16 protein-coding genes are annotated in these 15,650 nt (G+C 39.4%); 7 read left to right on the top strand and 9 right to left on the bottom strand.

The genetic code is table 11. The features are described 5' to 3' along the window. Positions 1–49: 49 nt before the first annotated feature. Positions 50–343, top strand: a complete 294-nt coding sequence (locus EHQ49_RS18050) for an HNH endonuclease (protein WP_135581316.1) — start codon at positions 50–52, stop codon at positions 341–343. Beyond that, entirely contained in the window at positions 343–708 is a 366-nt protein-coding gene (locus tag EHQ49_RS18045) for a DUF1292 domain-containing protein (protein ID WP_135581314.1), read from the top strand. The genes EHQ49_RS18050 and EHQ49_RS18045 overlap by 1 nt, the downstream gene beginning before the upstream one ends. On the opposite strand, the gene EHQ49_RS18040 is transcribed toward EHQ49_RS18045, so the two are convergent. The 4 genes from EHQ49_RS18040 to EHQ49_RS18025 are packed head-to-tail and all read right to left on the bottom strand — an operon-like array spanning position 692 to position 5,839. Continuing rightward, positions 692–1,114: a MaoC family dehydratase gene (locus EHQ49_RS18040; RefSeq protein WP_135581312.1), complete on the bottom strand. Its 423-nt coding sequence runs from the start codon at positions 1,112–1,114 to the stop codon at positions 692–694. The genes EHQ49_RS18045 and EHQ49_RS18040 overlap by 17 nt on opposite strands. Continuing rightward, the gene (locus EHQ49_RS18035; RefSeq protein ID WP_135581310.1) at positions 1,098–2,363 is read right to left on the bottom strand and encodes a sensor histidine kinase; all 1,266 of its coding nucleotides are present in this window, start codon (positions 2,361–2,363) and stop codon (positions 1,098–1,100) included. Before EHQ49_RS18035 ends, EHQ49_RS18040 begins: the two co-directional genes overlap by 17 nt. A 3-nt stretch (positions 2,364–2,366) precedes the next feature. Further along, the gene (locus EHQ49_RS18030; protein ID WP_135581308.1) at positions 2,367–3,941 is read right to left on the bottom strand and encodes an acyl-CoA dehydrogenase family protein; all 1,575 of its coding nucleotides are present in this window, start codon (positions 3,939–3,941) and stop codon (positions 2,367–2,369) included. Continuing rightward, a complete protein-coding gene (locus EHQ49_RS18025; protein WP_135581306.1) occupies positions 3,938–5,839 on the bottom strand; it encodes an AMP-dependent synthetase/ligase in 1,902 nt (633 codons plus the stop codon). Before EHQ49_RS18025 ends, EHQ49_RS18030 begins: the two co-directional genes overlap by 4 nt. A 269-nt stretch (positions 5,840–6,108) precedes the next feature. On the opposite strand from EHQ49_RS18025, the gene EHQ49_RS18015 reads away from it, so the two are divergent. The 5 genes from EHQ49_RS18015 (at position 6,109) to EHQ49_RS17995 (ending at position 12,083) form a co-directional block, all read left to right on the top strand. Then, the gene (locus EHQ49_RS18015; RefSeq protein ID WP_244241546.1) at positions 6,109–6,561 is read left to right on the top strand and encodes a CBS domain-containing protein; all 453 of its coding nucleotides are present in this window, start codon (positions 6,109–6,111) and stop codon (positions 6,559–6,561) included. Positions 6,562–6,569: 8 nt separating this feature from the next. Next, on the top strand, positions 6,570–8,003 hold the full coding sequence (locus EHQ49_RS18010; protein ID WP_135581300.1) for a sodium:solute symporter: 1,434 nt from the start codon (positions 6,570–6,572) through the stop codon (positions 8,001–8,003). 196 nt (positions 8,004–8,199) lie between these two features. Continuing rightward, positions 8,200–9,384, top strand: coding sequence for a 2-isopropylmalate synthase LeuA2 (gene leuA2 / locus EHQ49_RS18005; RefSeq protein WP_135581298.1), 1,185 nt, complete (start codon positions 8,200–8,202; stop codon positions 9,382–9,384). Between the two features lie 105 nt (positions 9,385–9,489). Continuing rightward, on the top strand, positions 9,490–11,238 hold the full coding sequence (locus tag EHQ49_RS18000) for an N-acyl-D-amino-acid deacylase family protein (protein ID WP_135581296.1): 1,749 nt from the start codon (positions 9,490–9,492) through the stop codon (positions 11,236–11,238). Between the two features lie 149 nt (positions 11,239–11,387). Then, positions 11,388–12,083 (top strand): DUF4349 domain-containing protein, encoded by a 696-nt coding sequence (locus EHQ49_RS17995; RefSeq protein WP_425269890.1) that lies wholly within the window; start codon positions 11,388–11,390, stop codon positions 12,081–12,083. A gap of 45 nt (positions 12,084–12,128) precedes the next feature. On the opposite strand, the gene EHQ49_RS17990 is transcribed toward EHQ49_RS17995, so the two are convergent. The 5 genes from EHQ49_RS17990 to EHQ49_RS17970 all read right to left on the bottom strand — a co-directional run bounded on the left by EHQ49_RS17990 (position 12,129) and on the right by EHQ49_RS17970 (position 15,473). Then, positions 12,129–12,695: a TetR/AcrR family transcriptional regulator gene (locus EHQ49_RS17990; protein ID WP_135581292.1), complete on the bottom strand. Its 567-nt coding sequence runs from the start codon at positions 12,693–12,695 to the stop codon at positions 12,129–12,131. 35 nt (positions 12,696–12,730) lie between these two features. Beyond that, positions 12,731–13,789, bottom strand: a complete 1,059-nt coding sequence (locus EHQ49_RS17985; protein ID WP_135581290.1) for an alkaline phosphatase D family protein — start codon at positions 13,787–13,789, stop codon at positions 12,731–12,733. 72 nt (positions 13,790–13,861) lie between these two features. Next, positions 13,862–14,386 carry a hypothetical protein gene (locus tag EHQ49_RS17980; RefSeq protein WP_135581288.1) on the bottom strand — a complete coding sequence of 175 codons (525 nt, stop codon included), beginning with the start codon at positions 14,384–14,386 and terminating at the stop codon, positions 13,862–13,864. Continuing rightward, a complete protein-coding gene (locus tag EHQ49_RS17975; protein WP_135581286.1) occupies positions 14,383–14,838 on the bottom strand; it encodes a hypothetical protein in 456 nt (151 codons plus the stop codon). The genes EHQ49_RS17980 and EHQ49_RS17975 overlap by 4 nt, the downstream gene beginning before the upstream one ends. A 104-nt stretch (positions 14,839–14,942) precedes the next feature. Then, positions 14,943–15,473 (bottom strand): hypothetical protein, encoded by a 531-nt coding sequence (locus EHQ49_RS17970; protein WP_135581284.1) that lies wholly within the window; start codon positions 15,471–15,473, stop codon positions 14,943–14,945. Positions 15,474–15,650: the final 177 nt, after the last annotated feature.

Below are 15,650 nucleotides of genomic sequence, written 5' to 3'. Positions count from 1 at the left end.
TCCTCCATCTTTTTCTTGACGAAGAGAAAAAAACAGGTTTTTTTAAATTATGACGGAAACTCCCTCCGATTCATTTTTTTCCGATGTAAGCGATGAAGAGATAGCTCGGGAAAGAAGGAAAGCCAAAGAACTAAAAAACAGTGCCTGGTGGAAAAACAAACGATCCTCTGGAATCTGTCATTACTGTGGGAAAAAATTCAAAGTAGAAGAAATCACAATGGACCACCTAATCCCTCTTATTCGAGGAGGAAAATCGGTCAAAGCCAATTTGGTTCCTGCTTGCAAAGAATGTAATTTCAAAAAGAAACATAGTCTCCCTTTTGAGAAGGAGTTCTTTACCTAATGGATATGAAAGATTTGGGATTCCAAGGAGATGACTTTCTTCCAAGTCGTGCCACGGAAGAAATTGATCTCGTAGACGAAAAAGGAAACAGTTACCAATGGGAAGTGTTTTACTCCTTTTCCCAAATGGGAAATGATTATCTAGTTTTTCTTCCCGCAACAGAACAGGAATTTCAATTTGTCAATGTAGAAATGGACGATCCTGATTCCGATGTACCAGGATACATCGTGATGCGAATTGGACAGGACGAGTCTGGGGAAGAAATTTTAGAAGAGATATTAGATGAAGACGAATTAGAAGAAATTCGCGAATTTGTGGAAGATGAAATCGGACTTGTAGGCCAATTTCTCAACCGGGAGGAATGACAAGAGTTTCCCCTTTACTCACGACTTCTGATTTTTGATTGGTCCAAACAATTTTCATTTTCACTGCTTTCAGTCGTTCGACTTTTTCAACAACCTCCACCAAACAAGTGATTGTATCTCCAAAATAAACTGGTTTTCGAAACTTAGTTGTGGTTTCTAAAGCTACAGTCCCAAGCCCAGGTAACTTCATTCCGAGAACTGGAGCGAGTAAAGAAGCAGCAAGGCCCCCATGCGCAATTCTTGTTCCGAAACTTGTGGTTTTTGCATATTCTTCATCTACGTGTAAAGGATTAAAATCACCACTGATCCCAGCATATAGATATACATCCGTTTCTGTTATGGTTTTAGTAAAGGATGCAGAATCACCAACTTGAATTTCTAAAAAACTTTTACCCTTTTGATACATTCGAACTACCTTTAGGTATGAATTTTTTTGGTGAAAAGGCAAAGTGATAGAATACACCTTCATTTGGTTTAGAAGAACACTCTACTTCACGCCCATTCATTTGACTGCATAAAGAAAAAATAACAGACAAACCAATGGATTCTACCTTTTTATAATTAAGTTCCGGAGGGAAACCAACTCCATTGTCTTTGTACTTTAATTCGTAATTGAATTTATCGGTAACAATAAAATCAATTTTTATCAAAGCATCCGATTGTCCTCCAGTGAAAGCATGGCGAAAACTATTGGTCAACATCTCTGTGATCATAAGTCCCATTGGGATCGCATCTACAATATTAAACTCCAAATGTTGAATATCCAATTCAATTTGAATATCAGTTCTCATATACATAAGTTTAATATTTTCAACAAGACTTGTAATATAATCAATGGAACTAAGCCCTGACAAGTTTTTACTACTGTATAATTTTTCATGAACCAGGGCAATGGCTTTGATTCGAACAATACTTTGTTCTAGAATATCCGCCGTTTCCGGTGGAGAAGAGTATACTTGGAGTTGCAAAAAAGAAATAATAACGGCTAGATTATTTTTTACTCTATGGTGGACTTCTGTGAGTAAGGTTTCGTTCTCTCGTAAGGAACGTTCCAGTTTAGACTGGTTCTCCATGTAACTTGTCATGTCTGTTATAACGGCAACTGCCTTGTTAGCACTGACTTCTTTGGACGGAATAAATAGCCTATGTTCCAAAGCCCATTTAATTTGACCATCTAACATACGAATTCGATACAATAGGCCTGTATGATTTTCTCTTAGTTGGTTCATCCAAATATTTGTCATACGTTCTCTATCAGATTCGTGAACACGTTCAATAAGAAGTTCAGGATGAATGAGGATTTCTTTTGTTGGAATGTCAAAAAGGCGAGAAACCTGTTCGCTTAAAAAATCGATTTTCCAAGTATCTAAATTGAAAACAATTACAGCATCTTCGATACGTTCCAAAATGACTTGGAAAAGTTGATCTGATTCTATTTTTTCAAATAGAACTTTCTTCTGCCTTCGCAATTCCCGAACAAGTAATACAAAAATGATAGCAGCCGAGAGAGTAACAAAACCCCAACCTTTAAAACTTTGAACCTCTCGAATGTCTTCTGCCGATTGAAATATAAGGGAAATCGCATAATCTGAAAAATAAATCCAGATATAGCCGAATAACAAATAAAAAAATGCAATTCGGCTAGCGGCTTTCATTCGTTACAGAAGTTCCTGAAGGGATTGGAAACGATTGTGTACAGAATCTTCGATAGATTTCCCCAATTGGGAATAATGATTCCACAACTGAGTGAGTTCTGAAGGAACATAACTTGTAAGTCTACTGAAGGACATAAGATACTTCCCCACAAGATAATACGAAAGTAACTTTCGATCCATCAATTTTTCATCCAAAGAATAGTAATCCGAAGATTTATGTGTATCAATTTTGGATAAAGAAAGGATTACAAAAATGGACAAAATGTCTGCAAAGGCAAATTCAACCGATTGTTGTTTTTTCCGATTCGGCTCCGCATCCATCGATAAGATAATAGCAAAGAGTACATTTTGAATTTTATCTGCGATATCAGATTCTTCTTCAAGTTTAGAAAATTCTTTTTGAAACTTATCTTGTCCTGGGTATAAAGAAGAAATGATGGAACGTTGGATTTCGCTTGTCCCGCCGCCAATCGTTCCCAACTTTACATCTCTATAAAATCGCTCCACTGCGTATTCTTTCATATATCCGTATCCACCAAATAGTTGTACGGAATCCTTTGCCACATCTTCTGCAATTTCAGAAGAAATGAGTTTTCCCAAACTACTTTCTAGTGGAGATGCAATTCCCTTATCTTTTCGTTCGGCAACCCAATAAATCAGTCTTCGTGCGGCTTGGATATAAACCCAGTTACGAACCAAAATATCACGCATTCCATAAAAACTAGAGATAGGTTTTCCGAATTGAGTTCTTTCATTCGCATACCGAAGACCTTTACGAAAACAAAATTCCATAGCTCCTGCAAGTCCGGCTACAAATACAGTTCTTTCCCATTCTAAAGTTTCTTTACCAATCCTCATAAACCCTGTATTCATGGGTCCGAGTAAGTTTTCTTTCGGAATGACCATATCTTCAAATACAAGTTCGGCGGTCATAGAAGTATGATGGCCTAGTTTTTTCAAAACCTTACTTACCTTAAAACCAGGTGTATTACTTTCGACGATGAAGGCTGATATTCCCATAGGTCCTCTTCCTTTTTCGGAAGTTCGTGCCATCACAACAAACACCTGTCCAACGGGGCCGTTAGTAATATACATTTTAGTTCCGTTGAGTTTCCAACCATCATCTACTTCTTCAGCTTTGGTTAAAAGGGAGGCAGCGTCTGACCCGGAAGCTGGTTCCGTTAATGCAAATCCTGCCATCCATTCTCCTGTAGAAAGTTTCGGAAGGTATTTGGATTTTTGTTCTTTGGTTCCTTGGAATATAATTGGCATAGTCCCAATCACCAAATGGGCGACCCAGGAAAGTCCCATTCCCCCATCCAAAGATCCGGATGCAAAAGCATCCGTTGCAATCGAACATTGTAAACAACTGGCTCCTTCGCCGCCGTATTCTGAAGGTATGGTAAGACCTGTAAGGCCTGCTTTGCTAAATTCTTTCCACAATTCATCGGACCAAATTTCTTTTTCGTCTCTTTCTTCTGCCGATGGGAACACTTTATCTTCAGAAAACTGAAATACTGTATTGTAAAAACTTCTCTCCTCCTCATTTAAATAGGGATTCAGTTTCGGGTGTATCATTCGTAAATTCCTTCAATTTGTTTTAAAAATACTTCCGAAATAACATTTCTCTTCATTTTCAAAGTTCGTGTCATTTCGACATCGGGATCAAAGGGACGAGATACCACATAAAAGTTGTTAGCTGGCACTGTCTCAAAACCTTTGAATCCGTTTTCGCGAGAAATAATACGTGAAATCTCTGCTCGGTATAATTCCCGAACCTTCGGGTTTAGGTTCCATTCCCCAGCTTTTTCCTTGGAAATACCTTCAATTTTAGCTTCTACTGCTTCGAAGTTAGGAACAATCAGAGCACCCAAAGTTTTTTTATCGTGACCCACTACCATCACTTGGTCAATAAAGGGAGAGGTAAGAAGTTTGTCTTCTATCGGGATTGGTTCTACGTTTTCACCACCGATGAGAGCAATGGTATCTTTCGAACGGCCTGCAAAAACCAATTCGTTTCTATGAGAGATCATCATTAGATCCCCCGTATCAAAAAAACCTTCTGCATCGAAAACTACTTGGTTGAGTTCTGGACGTTTGTAATAACCCTTTAAAATTTGTTTGGATTTGATCCATAGGGTGCCTTTCGCACCGATGGCCGTCACAACTTTTCCTGTTTCATCCTTCAAACGAATTTGATATCCATCGATAGGAATTCCAACAGTGCCTTTGGTAGGTTTGGTATTGGAACGAATGGAAACAACAGCAGATGTTTCTGTCATTCCATACCCTTCGAGTACTTTAAGTCCAATCGCTGATAAAAATCCATCCACGACACTCGGCAGAGCAGAACCAGCAGAAATACAAATTCGTATCCGACCACCCAAGGCTTTATGAATTGCCGAAAAGATTTTGATACTTAGAAGTTTTAAAGGAGAAAGCAAAATCAGAATCAAGAATGCATAGGTTCTTTTAATGAAAGATAAAAGGAAGTTGGGTTTTTTGATTTCAAATTCAAACCCAAAACACATAGCATAATAATGAGCCCAAGTAGCACCTACTTTCAAAAAGAAATGAAATAATTTTTCTTTAAACCCACCTTCTTTCGCAACCTTAGCAATGATTCCATTGTACACCGATTCCCAAATCCGAGGGACGGATGGAAAAATGGTAGGGCGAAAGTCCCTTAGGTCATCTTTTAAGGATGACATATTGGATACCAAAAAATCAATCCCAAGAAAGATAGTAGCATATTCGATTGCTCTTTCAAATGCATGCCAAGGTGGTAACAAACTTACTGCATTGTCGTTAGAGTTCATATCCAACCTGGAAATAGTATTTCCAATGGCTGTGATCCAACCTTTTTGAGACAACATTACACCTTTGGGATTTCCAGTAGTTCCTGAGGTATAAATCAAAGTAGCAAGAGCATCAGCATCTGTTTGTTTGATTCTTTTATCTAACTCCTGTTTGCCGTCACGACTCCATCTTTCCTTTCCTTTTTTGGCAATCGATAGAATTGAATTTTCACCATCATATAAATCCCCTTGGTCCGTTTCCAAAATAAAAATTTGTTTTAAATGAGGAAGATCACCTAACAAATCTTCAATGCGTTTTTTATCCTTTGGTTTTTGGACCACCAAATATTTGGCTTCCGAATGGTTTAGAATATAAAGAATTTCCTCTCGGACAATGTCTGTTCCACGGGGAACCACAACTGCCCCTGAAGTTAGAATGGCGATGTCTGTCCGAAGCCAATTGACAGTGGCATCACAGAAAAACCCAATCCGATCCCCCACCTCGACCCCGAGATCGATCCAACCCAAAGTCAATTGGTCGACAAACTGTTTCAAATCTCCAAAACTGATCCCAGGGAATTCGGTGTTTGACTTTCGTTTCCGAAAGGAAATTTTATTAGGAAGGGTTTCTGCCAGTTGGGCCAATGCTTGGTAGAGGTTTTCGTAGTTTTGGATCATGGGTCTTGCCTTTTCGTATGGATTGGGAATTCGGAAATGTAGGATGGATAAAAAACCACTGTTCGTTTTTTGCAAGTTTTTTCTTTTTTTTGACAAACTTTTCAGAAAGGTAGGGCATAACTATGTTCTTTTGGATCCATGAGGGGCGTATTTCCCCCAATCCACCCACCACCCAGACAGATCGGGTGCAGAAAATCCACCCAGGAGGTGGGAGCACCCCAGTTTCTAGCGAGGGGGAAGGGTCTTCCAGTTCATCCGGCGCTTCTTTTTTGCACCGATCTCCGGGGGATGTTTACAGAGAAACGGCAGGGCAAACGGAAAAAACAGTCTATTTCCTCCACGAAATCATGTCGACCCCTGCCCTTTTCCTTCCCTCTACCGAAACCATCTCCCACTGTCTGGACTTTATGGTGGAAAAAAGAATCCGACACCTCCCCCTCACCGATACATCAGGGATTCTTGTCGGTTTTGTCTCTGACCGGGACATTCTTGAAAAAAGTAAATCCTATGAAAGGGATTGGATGGTTTCGGATATTATGACCAAACGTGTATTAGTTGGATCGCCGGGGGCCGAAATTAGAAGGGTCACTCAAGTGCTTTTGGAAGAAAGAATTGGATGTATTCCCGTAGTAGATGACGATAATCATCCTATTGGTATAATCACAAGATCGGATTTACTCCGTTTGTTATTAAAATATCCAAACTTAAATATTATCGCATAAGGAATTTTATGATCTGGGATGTCTTTGTACTTATTTTTTATTTTATCCTCGTTTTTTATTTTGGATTTCATTTCGCAAAGAACAATGAAAAAGAAGAAGACTTCTATCTCGCAAAAAAAGAAATCCATTGGATCTTTCTTTTATTGTCCCTTGTGGCAACAGAAACTTCTAGTTTAACTTTTTTAAGTATTCCCTCCTTGTCTTTCAAAGGTGACTACCGGTTTTTAGAAATTGCCTTTGGGTATTTGATCGGAAGAACCATTGTGGCTTTGTATCTTTTGCCATCCTATTTTTCAGGAAATACAATTTCTGTTTATGAGTATGTGGGAAATCGTTTCGGAAAATCTCCCCAAAAAACGATCTCTTTAGTGTTTACCATATCACGACTTTTAGGAGATGGAATTCGGTTGTATGTGAGTTCACTTCCTATAGCTTTTCTTTTGGAAAGGATGGGACTTCCATTTTCGCAAGAACTGCTGGGAATGATTGCTCTGACAACATTAAGTATCGTAACCATAATCTATTCTGTTGTGGGAGGATTCCGAGCGATTGTATTTACTGATGTCCTCCAATGGTTCATATATATCTTTGGTGGATTTTTTGCATTAGGGCTTCTTCTATATAAATTAAATATTCCTATCCTAGAAGGAATTTCGAATCTCCAAACTTTAGGCAAATGGAATTTATTTATCTTCGATTATCTTCCATCAGGTGACAATAGTTACTTTATCGTATTTGCTTTGATTGGTGGAGCTTTTATCTCCATTGGATCACATGGCACAGACCTAATGCTTGTACAACGAGTGATCGCAACCAAGAATTTAATTTCGGGCCAGAAGATACTCATTGGAAGTGGGGTCTTAGTTTTCTTTCAATTCCTTCTTTTTCTTTTGATTGGATCCCTTCTTTATCTTTTTTATGCAGGCCAAACCATGGCGCCTGACAAAGTATTTAGCCAATTCATTGTCAATGAAGTCCCTTCCCCGCTCCTTGGAATCCTTGTCGCTGCGATTCTTGCCAGTGCCATGTCCACACTTAGCTCCACCATCAATTCCCTCTCTCTCACCTGGGCCCGGGATTGGGGTATGGACAAATGGTTTAGTCCCCGCACACTCTCTCTTTTTTTTGGAGTCACTCTCTTTGTCTCGAGCCTCATTCCTTATTTCCTCATCCAAACCTGGGAAAAAGGCCTTTTGGAAATGGGTCTCACCATATTTTCTTATACGCTTGGGCCATCGATTGCCGTTTTCTTTTTAGCAAGAGGAAAGGCTGATTTACCTGTATCGGGCCTTTTATTTTCCATTTTCTTCCTAACCAGTATCCTTCTCACTGTGGCCATTGGACTTGGTTTCAAGATTTCGTTTACCCTTCTCATCCCGATCGGATTTGGAATCCAAATCTCTCTTGTACAAATTTCTCGTATTAGGTTTAAAAAAAATTGACAGGATCTCCGCTATCGATTCGTCTAAAGATTAACAATGAAATTATCTGCTAACATTCAGTTACTGCTCCTCCTCGAACTTTTATAGATCGAGGGAGAACGTGCTGTGTGACAAAGCCCACTCCCAACCGGGAAGTGGGCTTTTTTTATTTTTGGTCCTCCTCTCGGTCAGTAGTGGCAGCGGATTCGGAGGAACTATGAAACCAAACCAAATTAAAATCCAAGACGTTACCTTGCGGGACGGAAACCAAGCATTACGTAGACCCTGGACCTTAGAAGAGAAAATCGAAGTTTTCGATTTGCTTATCGAATTGAATGTCGATGGGATTGAAGTGGGTTTCCCCTCTTCCAACGATACAGAGTTTGTTGCCAGTAAAACCTTAGCCAAAAGAGCTCCGGTAGGAATTCCCATCGCAGGACTTTCCCGCGCGAATGAAACAGAAATTATTAGAACTTGGGAAGCCATTCAATATGCAAATAAACCTCGAATGCATATCGTATATCCTGTCAGTGATTTTTCCATTCGCCATGTTTTGAAAATCTCAGAATCGGAAGTCATCCAAAAGATAAGGAGGTCTGTTTCTTTTGCCCGATCCATCGTAGGACCGGAAGTTGAAATTCAATTTTCTGGAGAACATTTTGGAGATGCCATTGAAAACTTTGCATTCACAAAGGATGCCTTTCTTGCAGCGATTGAGGCCGGTGCCAATATCATCAACTTACCAAATACCGTAGAACGTTATCGGCCCATGGTATTTGTGAATATGGTAAAAGAGATGAAAGATTTTATTGGGGACAAAGCCAAAGTTTCTGTACATACTCACAATGATTTAGGAATGGCAACGGCAACTTCTGTGGAATGTGTTTATGTTGGTGCCGAACAAATTGAAGTGGCTTTGAACGGATTGGGAGAACGAGCAGGTAATACCAATTTGTATGAAACAGCAATCGCCTTACACCAAAATGGTGAGACATTAGGAATTAACTTTCAGAGAATTTATCCGACGGCCAAACGAATTGCGGAGATGACAGGTATTCCCATTGGAGAAAAAACACCGATCATTGGTGAAGATATCTTTTCACATCGATCAGGAATCCACCAAGATGGTGTTGCTAAGACCATAAAACAAACTAAAGGTGCCTACCGAACTTTTTCTCCTGAATTTGTGGGAAGGAATGATTCTGAAACCATTTCTTTTACCAACCAATCAGGACATAGGGCCATTCAGTTTTTATTGGAAAAACGCGGGATTGTGGTTCCAAACGAAGAAATACACAGATTGTTTGAAAAAGCTAAAACCATTTCCTCTCATGAAAACAACAGAGAAATCACCGAAGAAGAGTTAGTGGATTTAGTGAACGGTTATGTAATTGCCTCCTGAACAAGGGGGACTTTCGTCCAGAGAATCTTTTCTGTGATTCGGATCGAATCATTGACAAATCTTTGTCAATCTGCCATAATTTTGTTTGGTTTTTCCGGAGGTATCATGGCAGACACTCTCATCAAACAGGCGAGAATCTTTGACGGTAGCGTAAATCCATCCTTTGTAGGCGATGTAAGAATCAAAGATGGAATCATCCAATCTGTATCCAAAACAGAACTAAAACCCAACTCTGGAGAAACAGTGGTCGATGCCAAAGGACTTTGGCTCACACCAGGTTTTATCGATTTTCATACACATTATGATGCAGAGATAGAAATGGCACCCGATCTTTCTGAATCGGTTCGTCATGGTGTTACCACAATATCTCTTGGTAGTTGTTCATTAAGTTTGGCACTCGGTGATCCAACAGATTTAGCAGATATGTTTAGTCGTGTGGAAGCCATCCCTAGAAAGAATGTTTTATCCATTCTCGAAAGTAAAAAAAATTGGAACTCTGCAACCGAATATAAAAAACATTTAAACAATTTACCCTTAGGTCCCAACGTTACCTCTTTTGCAGGTCACTCCGCCATTCGCGCACATGTAATGGGACTCGAACGTTCCCTCACAAAAGGAGAAACTCCCACAAAACAAGAGTTAGAGACGATGAACAAACATCTAGAAGAAGCACTGGATGCTGGGTTTATGGGTCTTTCCATTAATACTCTTGTATGGGATAAAATGGACGGATCCAGATTTAGATCACGACCACTACCTTCTACATTTGCCAATTGGAGTGAATACCAATACCTAAACAAAACATTGAGAAAAAGAGGAAAAATCTTTCAGGGTGTTCCGAACGTTTCTACCAAAATCAATGTCCTTATGTTTTTAAAAGAAGGTTTCGGACTCTTTCGTAAACCTTTGAAAACGACAGTCATTTCTCTTATGGATGTGAAGTTTGATCCGGGTTTGTATAAATTACTCAACATCATTGGAAGGATTACCAATACTATTTTTAAGTCTGACTTTAAGTTCCAAGCACTCCCAGAACCATTTGATCTCTATGCCGATGGAATGGATGTAGTGGTCTTTGAAGAATTTGCAGCTGGTGCCAAAGCAAATCATATCGAAGATGAATTGGAAAGAAAACAACTAATGAAGGATCCAACTTACAGGTCTTGGTTCAAACGACAATGGACCAATTGGTTTTTACCTCGGGTTTTTCACAGAAACTTCAAAGAAACTAAAATTGTAGATGCTCCTGACAAATCGTTGATAGGGAAATCAATTGATGAAGTTGCCAAAGAAAAGGGAGTCCATTCGGTGAATGCCTTTTTAGACCTAGTAGCAGAACATGGAAACAAAGTACGTTGGTATACAGTGATGGCAAATCACAGAAAAGAACCGCTGCAAAAAATAGTTTCCTACCCCGATATCCTTATTGGATTTTCGGATGCTGGGGCTCACTTACGGGGAATGGCACATTATAATTTTCCTCTTCGGATGTTAAAACTAGTGAGAGATGCTGAGTTGGAAAAAAAACCATTTATGACAATGGAAAAAGCTGTCCACCGCCTAACAGGAGAGATCGGTGATTGGTTCGGAATTGATGCAGGATATATCCAAGAAGGAAAAAGGGCAGACCTCGTTTTGATTGATCAAACCAAACTGGACGATTCACTTGCAAAAGACGTAGAAGCGCCGATGCCATTTATGGAGGACTTTAAACGTTGGGTTCGTCGTAACGATGAAACCGTCAAAAAAGTTTATATCAATGGAAAACTCGCAGTGGATCAGGGAAAACCTGTCATCTCTCTCGGAAAAGAAAAAGGTTATGGTAGTTTCCTCGAGTCGACAATCGGTACTTAAAAAAGATTTGCGGTTGGATACTGAATCAAATAATCTCAGTATCCAACATGAAAATTACAAAGAACCAACTCTCCTTCCTACTTTTTTTTAGCCTTTGTTTTTATTTTGTCCAGTGTTCCTCCTCTAAAGGAATGGAACGGGAACGATCCATGAAATACTCTTACGATGAAGCGGAGGAATCTGTATCATCAGCGGCATCACCATCGCCCAAACCAGAAAATACACCGAGTGAACCAAAAGCACAAAAAAGAATGATGATTTATTCTGTGAATGTCAATTTGCAGTCCAAAGAAATTGAATCCAAAGTTACAGAAATCATCAAACTGGCAGAATCTTATGGTGGTTATGCACTCCAATACAGTTCTAATGGAGTTGTACAATTAAAGATTCCAGCAGAAAAGTTAAAACAGTTTTTGTTTACCTTACGCAACCAATCACAAAACTACTCGGAAGAAGTTTCTGCAAAAGATGTCACGGAAGATTATACGGATACGGAAATTCGAATGGAGAACTCCCTCAAAATGCGAGTCCGACTTTTAGAAATTCTAAAAACGGCAAAAACTTTGGAAGAAACTTTAAAAGTAGAAGCGGAACTAAATAAAGTTTCTGAATCTATCGAAAGATGGGAAGGAAGATTAAAATATCTAACGAACGCCATACAATTGTCTTCTGTCCAAGTGCAAGTTCGTCAGAAATGGGAACCTGTGGTTCAAAAAGAATACAAACCAGGTCCATTAGGGTATCCTTTTTACTATTTGTATTTAGGAATTGGAAAAGTAAAAGATGGGCTTGTTTGGCTCTTCGTCCAAGAAATTCCTAAAGAAAAAACAGAAATTCCGGATTGAACCAATTTTAAATCCTTCCGTTCCAAACAGAACGTATCACAAAAATTAATTTTTGATAATACGTTCTGCAGAAGACGTCATCTGCGATTTCATTCGTTCAATGACCTTACGATCTTTGGTTAAAGCATACAACCTAAGCCCACCAAGATAACTCATATACAACTCATAACTTAAAGACTTTACAAGATCTGATCGGAGATTCGGTGCAAAGTTTAGAATACAAGTTTCCACAGTTTCCAATACATGATGTACGGCTTTATTTCTGTAGGTATCAAATTGACTGAGATGAGAAATTTCACCAGAGAAAAGGGCAATGGGACAATCTTTTCTAGAAGTATTCCTTTGGTTTCTGACAATGAAATTCACCCATTTTTCAATGAAGTCCGCCATATCATTTGCTTTTGCCAATACCTTTAACATAACAACTCGTTGTTGTTCGGATAGGTAATTTAAATACTCAAACCCAATGTCATCCTTGGAAGGAAAATGATCATATAAAGTTTTTTTATATGCTCCGGCCTTCTCTAAGATTTCTGCAATTCCAGTGGCTTGAAAACCTTTTTCACGAAACAATGCAAAGGAACTTTCTAAAATTTTTTGTTTTGGTTTCAAAATGAATCGGCTCCTTTCGTTTCTAAGATACTTTTTTAATTAGAATCATTCTTCGGGTAATCGAGGACTACATTCCCAATTTTGTCTTTGACGGATGATCGCCAAACCAATTTTCCATTTTTCATTTGAATCTGCAAAGTTCCATAATTTTCCTCTCGGAAGGCAGAGCCTAGTTTGTATTCAGAATCATATTCCAATTGCAAAAAAGACAATGGGACATTGAGAGAACTCGAAGTGACCTCTACCAACTTACGAGTCTCAGACAAAGGATATTCATATATTTCTGCGATGTGTCGGTCACCGGAAAGAATGACTAAGTCTGATGTTTTGGCTGATTCCAAAAGTTGGAATAACTTCCCTCTATCTTTAGGAAAGTTTCCCCATTTTTCAAACGGTTGTTCGGTGGGAATGACCTGAATGCTAGAAACAAAAACAAGTAAATCAGAAGGTTTGCCCAATTCCTCAGTAAGCCAAGTCCACTGCTCCTCTCCCAAAAGACTGGCATCCTCTGCATGATTTGCACGGTATTGGCTTTTACCAGTAAAGTAAGAAAAAAAAGACCGTTTCAAAGGAGATCGAAAATACCGAGTGTCCGGAATCAGAATATGAATTTTTTTCTTTTTGAATTCAATCCAGTAAGAATGAAAAATTCCCTTCCCGTCCTTTGTTCCCAATTTTTGCCCTTTAGGCATGAGTGGTCCCAATTGGGATATAAAAACCTCTCGGCTCTTTTCTTTATCTAAAAATTCACCACCGCTATCATTGATTCCATAATCATGGTCATCCCAAGTAGCAAGAATTTTTGTCTGAGAGCGAATGTTCTTCCATTCCGGCCGAGCTAATTGTTTTTTGTAAGCCGGAATCTTTTCTGTGGCAACCAAACTATCTGCATAAATATTATCACCTAACAAAAGCAATAGATCGAAAGATTCTTTTTTCCATTGTGCTAAAATTGGACTTTCTTTGTCCTGATGCAAACAGGACCCAAAACCGATTTCTAAACTTTCTACACTCTTTCCCTGGATGGGAAATTGAAACAGAATCAAAAATGTTATCAATAGGAAAATAGAAACGAAGGGGAATTGGAGTTTCATAAAGGGTCCACAAAATTAAGGAATGTATCTGAATTCTCACCAATTTTCCCTATTCGTCAATCGGAAATCTCCTTAGCGTCCTGCCGGGTTGAACCTATAGGGTGACATCGGATTCGAATACCGATTGTTACTTTGCACCACTTCCCTCCCATAGATATTGCGATAAGAATTCATACCAAAAAACCAGGGGTAGTTCCTTCGTTGATAGGAACTGCTAAAAAGAATTACATCGTAATAATAACCTTCATTCACATGTAACCCATAAATATATCCAGCGACCGGCCATTCCACTGGAAAAAAATCTCCTGCCACTTCTACTTCCGTTTCCTGATACATATCTCGACCAGACCTTCGATCCCCAATCGCACAAGGTTCCATCCGACTGGGAACCGGACCTTCCATTAGAACCAAACATTCCGAGTTGTATCCATACCTTTCTGCATAGGCCAATTGTTGGTGTGGTCGGTATTGAGAAGTTCGATAAATTCCCCTAAGCGCCGTTTTTTTATCCAAAGTTGTACATTCGAATGAAGTGGCACAGATAAGAACTGAAAAGAAAACCCGCCATACATTGATTTTGTGGAGAAAGAGTTTCATAACCCACCTCCCCGCGAATACGAAACAGATGGGATTTTTCCCGGAAGGTTCTGTTGCATGGATTGGCGTAAGATATTTTCTTTTAAAGAACGATTATGAAAAGGCCCTCGCCCCAAGGCCACATCTTTGTATAACTCTGAATGGGAATGCCCTTCCAAAGCATATCCAGGAATGATCGAGAGGAAAGGGCGAACTGTTCCGTTCTGTTTTTTGCCAGAACTTAGTTGAGACCTGATTGGTCGACTTCCCACATAACAATAACTCAAACGAGGAAAGGGATACTGCCCATCAGGTGGAAGCAAACACTCTGAGAAATGTCCTGTTTCTGTAACCAAAGAATTTTGGTAGTTCCGCCTATCGTTATCTATGGAATTCCCTATCCCCAAAAAAGACCTTCTGTCAAAACTTGTGCACTGAATGAGGAGAACCAAAATGCCAACGAGAAGTTTCATACAAACATTCTACTGAAAAACTAACAGGAATGCGATGAGAGGTATCCGCAATTGCGGATACTACCTAAAACGAAAGCATGTTTTTTTTGAGATCAAATTCCAAATCACAATTTCCGAAGATTGATCCTGTAAGGAGTAACCGACGAGGAGACGGGCCTTCCTTGGCATTGGTAACCAGAGGGATCCACAAGCCCAGTCCCTTGTAATGTATACAACTTCCCTGCTTCCAAGAGAATCGGTTTGGCGCCGACAAAGGAAGAACTGAAAAGTTCGGTATTTCCATCCTTCAAAGCGATCAAAAAATCAAACCGGCTCGAATTACAATTGTTTGATGTGAGAGTCTGGCGACCTGAAGTCGCAGTCACTTCATAAGTTCCACTGGTCCTTACTGATAGAGACCCGCTGACTGCCAAAACACTACAAATAGAAAGAGAACCCTCTAAAACGAAAGATACTCCAACATTTTCGTTTGTCAGATTCTGACAAGGTGGATTGGCAAGAACGGAAAGTACAAGGGCATCTGCCATGGGATCACCCGTAAGCCTTGTGCCGGGGATCAAACCCTCTTCTTTGCCGTTTGCACAACTCCAAAAAAAGAGAGATGCGAATGTGAACCAAACCAAATATTTTAACATACAAAACCTACTTATTGTTTTCTAATTAGGTTCTAAAATCTTTTGGTTGGTTCCATTTTTTAAAATTTTGGCGCCTCGCAATCGTTTGGCGGATATGGATCAGATTTTTATTTGCGACCGCGCTTTTCGCTGCAATCTTTCCCATCCAAACTCCGATAGAAAATCTATCCTAGTTTG

The sequence above is a fragment of the Leptospira perdikensis genome, from assembly GCF_004769575.1.
Lineage (GTDB): Bacteria > Spirochaetota > Leptospiria > Leptospirales > Leptospiraceae > Leptospira_A > Leptospira_A perdikensis.
This window is presented reverse-complemented; position numbering and strand designations above follow the sequence as displayed.

Coding starts and splice junctions, on each gene's coding strand:
- EHQ49_RS18050 (WP_135581316.1), top strand. CDS start 50: ATGACGGAAACTCCCTCCGATTCATTTTTTTCCGATGTAAGCGATGAA.
- EHQ49_RS18045 (WP_135581314.1), top strand. CDS start 343: ATGGATATGAAAGATTTGGGATTCCAAGGAGATGACTTTCTTCCAAGT.
- EHQ49_RS18040 (WP_135581312.1), bottom strand. CDS start 1,114: ATGTATCAAAAGGGTAAAAGTTTTTTAGAAATTCAAGTTGGTGATTCT.
- EHQ49_RS18035 (WP_135581310.1), bottom strand. CDS start 2,363: ATGAAAGCCGCTAGCCGAATTGCATTTTTTTATTTGTTATTCGGCTAT.
- EHQ49_RS18030 (WP_135581308.1), bottom strand. CDS start 3,941: ATGATACACCCGAAACTGAATCCCTATTTAAATGAGGAGGAGAGAAGT.
- EHQ49_RS18025 (WP_135581306.1), bottom strand. CDS start 5,839: ATGATCCAAAACTACGAAAACCTCTACCAAGCATTGGCCCAACTGGCA.
- EHQ49_RS18010 (WP_135581300.1), top strand. CDS start 6,570: ATGATCTGGGATGTCTTTGTACTTATTTTTTATTTTATCCTCGTTTTT.
- leuA2 (WP_135581298.1), top strand. CDS start 8,200: ATGAAACCAAACCAAATTAAAATCCAAGACGTTACCTTGCGGGACGGA.
- EHQ49_RS18000 (WP_135581296.1), top strand. CDS start 9,490: ATGGCAGACACTCTCATCAAACAGGCGAGAATCTTTGACGGTAGCGTA.
- EHQ49_RS17995 (WP_425269890.1), top strand. CDS start 11,388: ATGAAATACTCTTACGATGAAGCGGAGGAATCTGTATCATCAGCGGCA.
- EHQ49_RS17985 (WP_135581290.1), bottom strand. CDS start 13,789: ATGAAACTCCAATTCCCCTTCGTTTCTATTTTCCTATTGATAACATTT.
- EHQ49_RS17980 (WP_135581288.1), bottom strand. CDS start 14,386: ATGAAACTCTTTCTCCACAAAATCAATGTATGGCGGGTTTTCTTTTCA.
- EHQ49_RS17975 (WP_135581286.1), bottom strand. CDS start 14,838: ATGAAACTTCTCGTTGGCATTTTGGTTCTCCTCATTCAGTGCACAAGT.
- EHQ49_RS17970 (WP_135581284.1), bottom strand. CDS start 15,473: ATGTTAAAATATTTGGTTTGGTTCACATTCGCATCTCTCTTTTTTTGG.